Genomic DNA, 9,337 nt, shown 5'->3' with positions numbered 1-9,337 from the left:
TAGAATGCGCCGGGCTTCAGGAGGTGGTTTGATCCTGAGGTTGTCTCGGAGTCGAGCGATCGAAAACGAGATGAAGGAGGAGGTTGACAGCGGTTTGAAACGCTGTAGAATTCGCCTCCCGCTGACGAGAAGCCTGGTGCTGATCGAAAGCGCAAGCGGTTGAGAAGAAACGAAAAATTCTTCGAAAACAGCTTGACGAGTAAAGAGGCTGCTGTAGAATGCGCGGCCTTGGTTGAGGCGAAAGACTTAACCAAACGTTCTTTAACAACTGAATCAAGCAATTCGTGTGGGTGCTTGTGATGTAAGACTGGTAGTCGAGATGATTATCAGCAACGCAAGTAATCACTCGTTAATTCGAGAGTTTATCGTCTCTAGCGATAGAGACTGCGATTGCTGAGCCAAGTTTAGGGTTTTCTCAAAACCCAAGCAGTATTGAACTGAAGAGTTTGATCATGGCTCAGATTGAACGCTGGCGGCAGGCCTAACACATGCAAGTCGAGCGGATGAAGAGAGCTTGCTCTCTGATTCAGCGGCGGACGGGTGAGTAATGCCTAGGAATCTGCCTGGTAGTGGGGGACAACAGTTGGAAACGACTGCTAATACCGCATACGTCCTACGGGAGAAAGCAGGGGACCTTCGGGCCTTGCGCTATCAGATGAGCCTAGGTCGGATTAGCTAGTTGGTGAGGTAATGGCTCACCAAGGCGACGATCCGTAACTGGTCTGAGAGGATGATCAGTCACACTGGAACTGAGACACGGTCCAGACTCCTACGGGAGGCAGCAGTGGGGAATATTGGACAATGGGCGAAAGCCTGATCCAGCCATGCCGCGTGTGTGAAGAAGGTCTTCGGATTGTAAAGCACTTTAAGTTGGGAGGAAGGGCAGTAAGCTAATACCTTGCTGTTTTGACGTTACCGACAGAATAAGCACCGGCTAACTTCGTGCCAGCAGCCGCGGTAATACGAAGGGTGCAAGCGTTAATCGGAATTACTGGGCGTAAAGCGCGCGTAGGTGGTTTTGTAAGTTGAAGGTGAAATCCCCGGGCTCAACCTGGGAACTGCCTCCAAAACTGCATGACTAGAGTACGGTAGAGGGTAGTGGAATTTCCTGTGTAGCGGTGAAATGCGTAGATATAGGAAGGAACACCAGTGGCGAAGGCGACTACCTGGACTGATACTGACACTGAGGTGCGAAAGCGTGGGGAGCAAACAGGATTAGATACCCTGGTAGTCCACGCCGTAAACGATGTCAACTAGCCGTTGGGTTCCTTGAGAACTTAGTGGCGCAGCTAACGCATTAAGTTGACCGCCTGGGGAGTACGGCCGCAAGGTTAAAACTCAAATGAATTGACGGGGGCCCGCACAAGCGGTGGAGCATGTGGTTTAATTCGAAGCAACGCGAAGAACCTTACCTGGCCTTGACATGCTGAGAACTTTCCAGAGATGGATTGGTGCCTTCGGGAACTCAGACACAGGTGCTGCATGGCTGTCGTCAGCTCGTGTCGTGAGATGTTGGGTTAAGTCCCGTAACGAGCGCAACCCTTGTCCTTAGTTACCAGCACGTTATGGTGGGCACTCTAAGGAGACTGCCGGTGACAAACCGGAGGAAGGTGGGGATGACGTCAAGTCATCATGGCCCTTACGGCCAGGGCTACACACGTGCTACAATGGTCGGTACAGAGCGTCGCCAAGCCGCGAGGTGGAGCTAATCGCACAAAACCGATCGTAGTCCGGATCGCAGTCTGCAACTCGACTGCGTGAAGTCGGAATCGCTAGTAATCGTGAATCAGAATGTCACGGTGAATACGTTCCCGGGCCTTGTACACACCGCCCGTCACACCATGGGAGTGGGTTGCTCCAGAAGTAGCTAGTCTAACCTTCGGGGGGACGGTTACCACGGAGTGATTCATGACTGGGGTGAAGTCGTAACAAGGTAGCCGTAGGGGAACCTGCGGCTGGATCACCTCCTTAATCGAAGACATCAGCTTCTTCATAAGCTCCCACACGAATTGCTTGATTCATTGCGAAGACGATTGGGTCTGTAGCTCAGTTGGTTAGAGCGCACCCCTGATAAGGGTGAGGTCGGCAGTTCGAATCTGCCCAGACCCACCAATGTTACGGGGCGCAGGCTTCAGTACATTGGGGCCATAGCTCAGCTGGGAGAGCGCCTGCTTTGCACGCAGGAGGTCAGGAGTTCGATCCTCCTTGGCTCCACCACTCTCGTTAGAGTACAGAAATGAGCATTGCTGCAAAGGCAGTCAGTGTTGATTTCTGGTCTTTACCAGAATCGTTCTTTAAAAATTTGGGTATGTGATAGAAGTAGACAGCATGATTACTTTCACTGGTAGTTATGTTGGCTAAGGTAAAATTTGTGAGTTCAAGCGCAAATTTTCGGCGAATGTCGTCTTCACGTTACGAATCTATAACCAGATTGCTTGGGGTTATATGGTCAAGTGAAGAAGCGCATACGGTGGATGCCTTGGCAGTCAGAGGCGATGAAAGACGTTGTAGCCTGCGATAAGCTTCGGGGAGGTGGCAAACAACCTGCGATCCGGAGATCTCTGAATGGGGGAACCCACCCAGCATAAGCTGGGTATCTTGTACTGAATACATAGGTGCAAGAGGCGAACCAGGGGAACTGAAACATCTAAGTACCCTGAGGAAAAGAAATCAACCGAGATTCCCTTAGTAGTGGCGAGCGAACGGGGATTAGCCCTTAAGTGGCTTTGAGATTAATAGAAGGCTCTGGAAAGTGCCGCCATAGTGGGTGATAGCCCCGTATATGAAAATCTCTTAGTCATGAAATCGAGTAGGACGGGGCACGTGAAACCTTGTCTGAATATGGGGGGACCATCCTCCAAGGCTAAATACTACTGACTGACCGATAGTGAACTAGTACCGTGAGGGAAAGGCGAAAAGAACCCCGGAGAGGGGAGTGAAATAGATCCTGAAACCGTATGCGTACAAGCAGTGGGAGCCCACTTTGTTGGGTGACTGCGTACCTTTTGTATAATGGGTCAGCGACTTATATTCAGTGGCGAGCTTAACCGAATAGGGGAGGCGTAGCGAAAGCGAGTCTTAATAGGGCGTTTAGTCGCTGGGTATAGACCCGAAACCGGGCGATCTATCCATGAGCAGGTTGAAGGTTAGGTAACACTGACTGGAGGACCGAACCCACTTCCGTTGAAAAGGCAGGGGATGACTTGTGGATCGGAGTGAAAGGCTAATCAAGCTCGGAGATAGCTGGTTCTCCTCGAAAGCTATTTAGGTAGCGCCTCACGTATCACTCCAGGGGGTAGAGCACTGTTTCGGCTAGGGGGTCATCCCGACTTACCAAACCGATGCAAACTCCGAATACCTGGAAGTGTCAGCGTGGGAGACACACGGCGGGTGCTAACGTCCGTCGTGAAAAGGGAAACAACCCAGACCGTCAGCTAAGGTCCCAAAGTCATGGTTAAGTGGGAAACGATGTGGGAAGGCTTAGACAGCTAGGAGGTTGGCTTAGAAGCAGCCACCCTTTAAAGAAAGCGTAATAGCTCACTAGTCGAGTCGGCCTGCGCGGAAGATGTAACGGGGCTCAAACCATGCACCGAAGCTACGGGTTCACACTATGTGTGAGCGGTAGAGGAGCGTTCTGTAAGCCTGTGAAGGTGAGTTGAGAAGCTTGCTGGAGGTATCAGAAGTGCGAATGCTGACATGAGTAACGACAATGCGAGTGAAAAACTCGCACGCCGAAAGACCAAGGTTTCCTGCGCAACGTTAATCGACGCAGGGTTAGTCGGCCCCTAAGGCGAGGCAGAAATGCGTAGTCGATGGGAAACGGGTTAATATTCCCGTACTTCTAGTTACTGCGATGGGGGGACGGAGAAGGCTAGGCCAGCAAGGCGTTGGTTGTCCTTGTTTAAGGTAGTAGGCTGATTTCTTAGGCAAATCCGGGAAATCTAGGCCGAGAACTGATGACGAGCGTTCTTTTAGAATGCGAAGTGGTTGATGCCATGCTTCCAAGAAAAGCCTCTAAGCTTCAGGTAACTAGGAACCGTACCCCAAACCGACACAGGTGGTCGGGTAGAGAATACCAAGGCGCTTGAGAGAACTCGGGTGAAGGAACTAGGCAAAATGGCACCGTAACTTCGGGAGAAGGTGCGCCGGTGAGGGTGAAGTATTTACTACGTAAGCCCATGCCGGTCGAAGATACCAGGCCGCTGCGACTGTTTATTAAAAACACAGCACTCTGCAAACACGAAAGTGGACGTATAGGGTGTGACGCCTGCCCGGTGCCGGAAGGTTAATTGATGGGGTTAGCGCAAGCGAAGCTCTTGATCGAAGCCCCGGTAAACGGCGGCCGTAACTATAACGGTCCTAAGGTAGCGAAATTCCTTGTCGGGTAAGTTCCGACCTGCACGAATGGCGTAACGATGGCGGCGCTGTCTCCACCCGAGACTCAGTGAAATTGAAATCGCTGTGAAGATGCAGTGTATCCGCGGCTAGACGGAAAGACCCCGTGAACCTTTACTATAGCTTTGCACTGGACTTTGAATTTGCTTGTGTAGGATAGGTGGGAGGCTTTGAAGCGTGGACGCCAGTTCGCGTGGAGCCATCCTTGAAATACCACCCTGGCAACTTTGAGGTTCTAACTCTGGTCCGTTATCCGGATCGAGGACAGTGTATGGTGGGTAGTTTGACTGGGGCGGTCTCCTCCCAAAGAGTAACGGAGGAGTACGAAGGTGCGCTCAGACCGGTCGGAAATCGGTCGTAGAGTATAAAGGCAAAAGCGCGCTTGACTGCGAGACAAACACGTCGAGCAGGTACGAAAGTAGGTCTTAGTGATCCGGTGGTTCTGTATGGAAGGGCCATCGCTCAACGGATAAAAGGTACTCCGGGGATAACAGGCTGATACCGCCCAAGAGTTCATATCGACGGCGGTGTTTGGCACCTCGATGTCGGCTCATCACATCCTGGGGCTGAAGCCGGTCCCAAGGGTATGGCTGTTCGCCATTTAAAGTGGTACGCGAGCTGGGTTTAGAACGTCGTGAGACAGTTCGGTCCCTATCTGCCGTGGACGTTTGAGATTTGAGAGGGGCTGCTCCTAGTACGAGAGGACCGGAGTGGACGAACCTCTGGTGTTCCGGTTGTCACGCCAGTGGCATTGCCGGGTAGCTATGTTCGGAAAAGATAACCGCTGAAAGCATCTAAGCGGGAAACTTGCCTCAAGATGAGATCTCACTGGAGCCTTGAGCTCCCTGAAGGGCCGTCGAAGACTACGACGTTGATAGGTGGGGTGTGTAAGCGCTGTGAGGCGTTGAGCTAACCCATACTAATTGCCCGTGAGGCTTGACCATATAACACCCAAACAATTTGCGTGTTAGACGGTTGAAGTCGACAAACCGAAAATTTGCAACGAACCACAAATTACTCATATCACATACCCATTCGGGAAGACGCCTCACCGCGGCTTCCCAACCCAATCGCTTGACGACCATAGAGAATTGGAACCACCTGATCCCTTCCCGAACTCAGTAGTGAAACGATTCATCGCCGATGGTAGTGTGGGGTTTCCCCATGTGAGAGTAGGTCATCGTCAAGCACCTATACCAAAACCCCGGTTATCGACAGATAACCGGGGTTTTACTTTGCGCGGGAAAAAGTCTGGGCGTCGCTCTCGGCTATCTCGGGCACTTTCCGGCAGGCCGGCAGGTCGCAGTTTCAAGTCTCGTTTAGAATGGCGGTCCCAATTCGCCTGGCACCCGGAAATGTCCGAGTCTCCTCTTGATATCGATCAGATCGCGCTGACAGAGCTCGTCGCCTGTCACGAGTGCGATCTGCTGATGCGCAAGCCCCAGCTTGCCGAGGGCCAACTGGCGGAGTGCCCACGTTGTGGGCACGATCTTTATCACCATCGCTCGCAGGTGGTGCGCCGCAGCCTGGCATTGGTGATTGCGGCGCTATTGCTGTACGTGCCGGCCAACTTCCTGCCGATCATGCAGCTCAACCTGCTCGGTCGCACCAGCCACGAGACGGTCTGGAGCGGAGTGCTCGGGCTTTACGATAGCGGTATGCAGGGTATTGCTCTGATCGTCTTCCTCTGCAGTATGGCCATCCCCCTGCTCAAGCTGCTCTGCCAGCTCAGCGTGCTGTTGAGCATCCGCTGGCGAGTAGGGCGCAGACTTGGCTTGCTGCTCTACCGGGCCTACCACCATCTGCGCGAGTGGGGAATGCTCGAGGTGTATCTGATGGGCATTTTGGTTTCTGTAGTGAAGCTGGCGGACCTGGCTGACCTCAGTCTGGGTACAGGCTTGGCCTGCTTTATTGCCTTGCTGCTGGTACAAGTCTGGCTCGAGGTGACCATGTCGCCGCACCAGATCTGGGAAACGCTGGAAGAGGGAGCTTGATGCGCGCTATCGATGCAGGGATTCGCGTCTGTCTGGAGTGCCAGCAGCTCAACCGTGCCGCCGCCGATGAGGGGCCAATAGCGTGCTCGCGTTGCGGTGCCAAGGTACATCCGCGGCGACCCAACACCCTGGTCAGGACCTGGGCGCTGCTGATCACCGCAGCCATTCTCTACATCCCAGCTAACCTGCTGCCGATCATGACGGTCAACTCCTTCGGCCGCGGCAGTCCGGACACCATCATGTCCGGCGTCATTACCCTGGCCCAGCACGGTATGCTGCCGATCGCGGCGGTGGTCTTCATCGCCAGCATTCTGGTGCCAACCTTCAAGCTGGTGGGTATCGGGTTGCTGCTGTACTCGGTACAGCGACATCAGCCGATGTCAGCCCGCCAACGAATATTCATGTACCGCTTCATCGAGTGGATCGGCCGCTGGTCGATGCTCGACATCTTCGTCATTGCCATCCTGGTGGCGCTGGTGCGCTTCGACAGCCTGGCGAGCATTGATGCCGGCGCCGGCGCCATCGCTTTTGCCTGTGTGGTGGTGCTGACGATGCTGGCTGCGATTACCTTCGACCCCCGTCTGATCTGGGACAACACCGATTCGGAAACCAACCATGACTGAACTGCCTTCGCCCAAGACAAGAGCCGCATCCAACTGGTCGGCGATCTGGGTGCTCCCTCTGATCGCCTTGCTGATCGGCGCCTGGCTCGCCTGGCAGGCCTACAGCCAGGCCGGCGTCAAGGTCGAAGTGTTCTTCGAGACGGGCGAGGGCGTGCAGGTCGGCAAGACCGAAGTGATCTACAAGGGCATGTCGATCGGCAAGGTTGTGGACATGCGTCTGGATGACCGTGGCCAGCGCCGCGGTGTCTACGCCACCCTGGAAATGAATCAGGACTTTCGCGACAACCTGCGCAGCAATACGCGCTTCTGGCTGGTCAAGCCGAGTGTCAGTCTTGCCGGCATCACCGGGCTGGAAACGCTGGTGTCCGGCAACTACATTGCGGTCAGCCCCGGCGATGGTGAGCCGAGCGAGCGCTTTACCGCGCTCAACGAGCCGCCGCCGATATCTGAGACCCAGCCGGGTCTGCACCTCACGCTGAAGGCTGATCGCCTTGGCTCGCTGAATCGTGACAGTCCGGTGTTCTATCGGCAGATCCAGGTCGGGCGGGTGAAGGACTATGAGCTGGCGGAGGACAAGACCACCGTCGAAGTCTACGTGTTCATCGACCCGGCCTACGCGGGCCTGGTGCGTAAGCACACGCGTTTCTGGAACGCCAGTGGCATCAGTGTCGACGCCAGCCTCAGCGGGGTGAAGGTACGCAGCGAATCCCTGGCCAGCCTGGTCTCTGGCGGCATCGCCTTCGCCACTCCGGAACACCGCAAGGATAGTCCTCCTACCGATCCGAACCTTCCGTTCCGCCTCTATGAGGATTTCGACTCGGCGCAGGCCGGAATCAAGGTGACGATCGAACTGAAAGACTTCGATGGGATAGAGGCAGGTCGTACACCTGTGATGTACAAGGGCATCGAGGTCGGCCTGGTCAAGAACCTGAAGGTGAAGCCGGACCTCAGCGCGGCGACGCTCGAGGTGGCGATGGATCCGCTAGCCGAGGACTATCTTGTCCAAGGCAGCGAGTTCTGGGTCGTCAGGCCATCCATTTCGCTCGCCGGCATCACCGGTCTCGAAGCATTGGTCAAGGGTAACTACCTGGGTATGCGCCCCGGCGAGCCAGGGCAGCCCGCGCAGCGGGAGTTTGTTGCACGGGCGAAAGCCCCCCCTCTGGATCTCAAGGCGCCCGGCCTGCATATGGTGTTGCTTGCCGACAACCTGGGCTCGCTGGAGGTCGGCAGCCCGGTTCTGTACCGTCAGCTCAAGGTGGGGAGCGTGCAGAGCTACCAGCTGCGGCGTGACAATCAGGGGGTGGTGCTGGGCGTGCACATCGAGCCGGAGTACAGCGAGCTGGTCAACGGCTCGACGCGCTTCTGGAACGCCAGTGGTATCAGTCTGAGCGGCGGCTTATCGGGCATCGAGGTCAAGAGTGAGTCGCTTCAGACGCTGCTCGCAGGTGGCATCGCCTTCGAGACGCCGGACTTGAGTGCGGCGCCGCAGGAACACAAGGTCCCGCGCTTTCAACTGTTTGCTGATCGAGCAACCGCGTTTCAGGACGGCGTGCGGATTCGTATCCGGATGGACAGTGCCGACGGTCTGAAAGCAGGTACGCCGGTGCGCTACAAAGGTCTGGACGTTGGGCAGGTCGACTCGATCGCGCTGACCGAGGATCTGCGCGGCGTGGTTCTGGACACGCGTATCAGCCGTCATGCCGAGCGTATTGCGGCACGTGGTGCGCAGTTCTGGGTTGTGGGCCCGGAGCTCGGTCTGGCGCGCACGGCCAATCTCGATACCTTGGTCAGCGGACAATATCTGCAGGTGCAGCCAGCGCCTGACGGAATGCCCCAGCAGCTCGAGTTCGTTGCCTTGCCCGCGGCGCCGGGCGCGGCGCCGCGCGAAGAAGGGCTGCGGCTGGTGCTCAGCGCCGCGCGTCTCGATTCGATAAAGGTTGGGGTGCCCGTGACCTTCCGTGAGATTGCCGTGGGCCGGGTGACCGGCTTCGAACTGGGGCCGAACGCCGACCGTGTGCTGATCAGCGTTCTCATCGAGCCGCGCTACGCGCCCCTGGTACGCACCGGCAGCCGTTTCTGGAATACCAGTGGCTTCGGTTTTGATTTCGGGCTGATCAAGGGGGCGACCTTGCGCACCGAATCGTTGGAAACCTTTATCGAGGGCGGCATTGCCTTTGCCACGCCGGAGGGCGAGCAGATGGGCAATCAGGCGTTGCCTGGGCAGACATTCCCGATGTTCGAGGAAGCACAGGAAGAGTGGTTGCACTGGGCAGCGAAGATCCCCCTCGATGCCAAGCGCTGAGATAGCGGGTTAAACAAGGACCG

3 protein-coding genes, 2 tRNA genes and 3 rRNA genes are annotated in these 9,337 nt (G+C 55.8%); all 8 read left to right on the top strand.

Features of this window, described 5'->3' with window-relative positions:
- The first annotated feature begins 434 nt into the window (after nucleotides 1-434).
- The 8 genes from DBO85_RS06020 (at nucleotide 435) to DBO85_RS05985 (ending at nucleotide 9,314) form a co-directional block, all read left to right on the top strand.
- A 16S ribosomal RNA gene (locus DBO85_RS06020) occupies nucleotides 435-1,971 on the top strand.
- 64 nt (nucleotides 1,972-2,035) lie between these two features.
- Nucleotides 2,036-2,112 (top strand) — tRNA-Ile (locus DBO85_RS06015).
- Nucleotides 2,113-2,141: 29 nt separating this feature from the next.
- Nucleotides 2,142-2,217 (top strand) — tRNA-Ala (locus tag DBO85_RS06010).
- Between the two features lie 230 nt (nucleotides 2,218-2,447).
- A 23S ribosomal RNA gene (locus DBO85_RS06005) occupies nucleotides 2,448-5,339 on the top strand.
- Between the two features lie 129 nt (nucleotides 5,340-5,468).
- Nucleotides 5,469-5,584, top strand: a 5S ribosomal RNA gene (rrf, locus tag DBO85_RS06000).
- Together the 16S, 23S and 5S rRNA genes with 2 tRNA genes alongside form the textbook arrangement of a ribosomal RNA operon.
- Before the next feature lie 166 nt (nucleotides 5,585-5,750).
- Nucleotides 5,751-6,389, top strand: coding sequence for a paraquat-inducible protein A (locus tag DBO85_RS05995; RefSeq protein ID WP_108106267.1), 639 nt, complete (start codon nucleotides 5,751-5,753; stop codon nucleotides 6,387-6,389).
- The gene (locus tag DBO85_RS05990; RefSeq protein ID WP_108106265.1) at nucleotides 6,389-7,012 is read left to right on the top strand and encodes a paraquat-inducible protein A; all 624 of its coding nucleotides are present in this window, start codon (nucleotides 6,389-6,391) and stop codon (nucleotides 7,010-7,012) included. Before DBO85_RS05995 ends, DBO85_RS05990 begins: the two co-directional genes overlap by 1 nt.
- On the top strand, nucleotides 7,005-9,314 hold the full coding sequence (locus DBO85_RS05985) for a PqiB family protein (RefSeq protein ID WP_108106263.1): 2,310 nt from the start codon (nucleotides 7,005-7,007) through the stop codon (nucleotides 9,312-9,314). The genes DBO85_RS05990 and DBO85_RS05985 overlap by 8 nt, the downstream gene beginning before the upstream one ends.
- Nucleotides 9,315-9,337 lie beyond the last annotated feature (23 nt).

The organism is Pseudomonas mangrovi (assembly GCF_003052585.1).
Lineage (GTDB): Bacteria > Pseudomonadota > Gammaproteobacteria > Pseudomonadales > Pseudomonadaceae > Aquipseudomonas > Aquipseudomonas mangrovi.
This window is presented reverse-complemented; position numbering and strand designations above follow the sequence as displayed.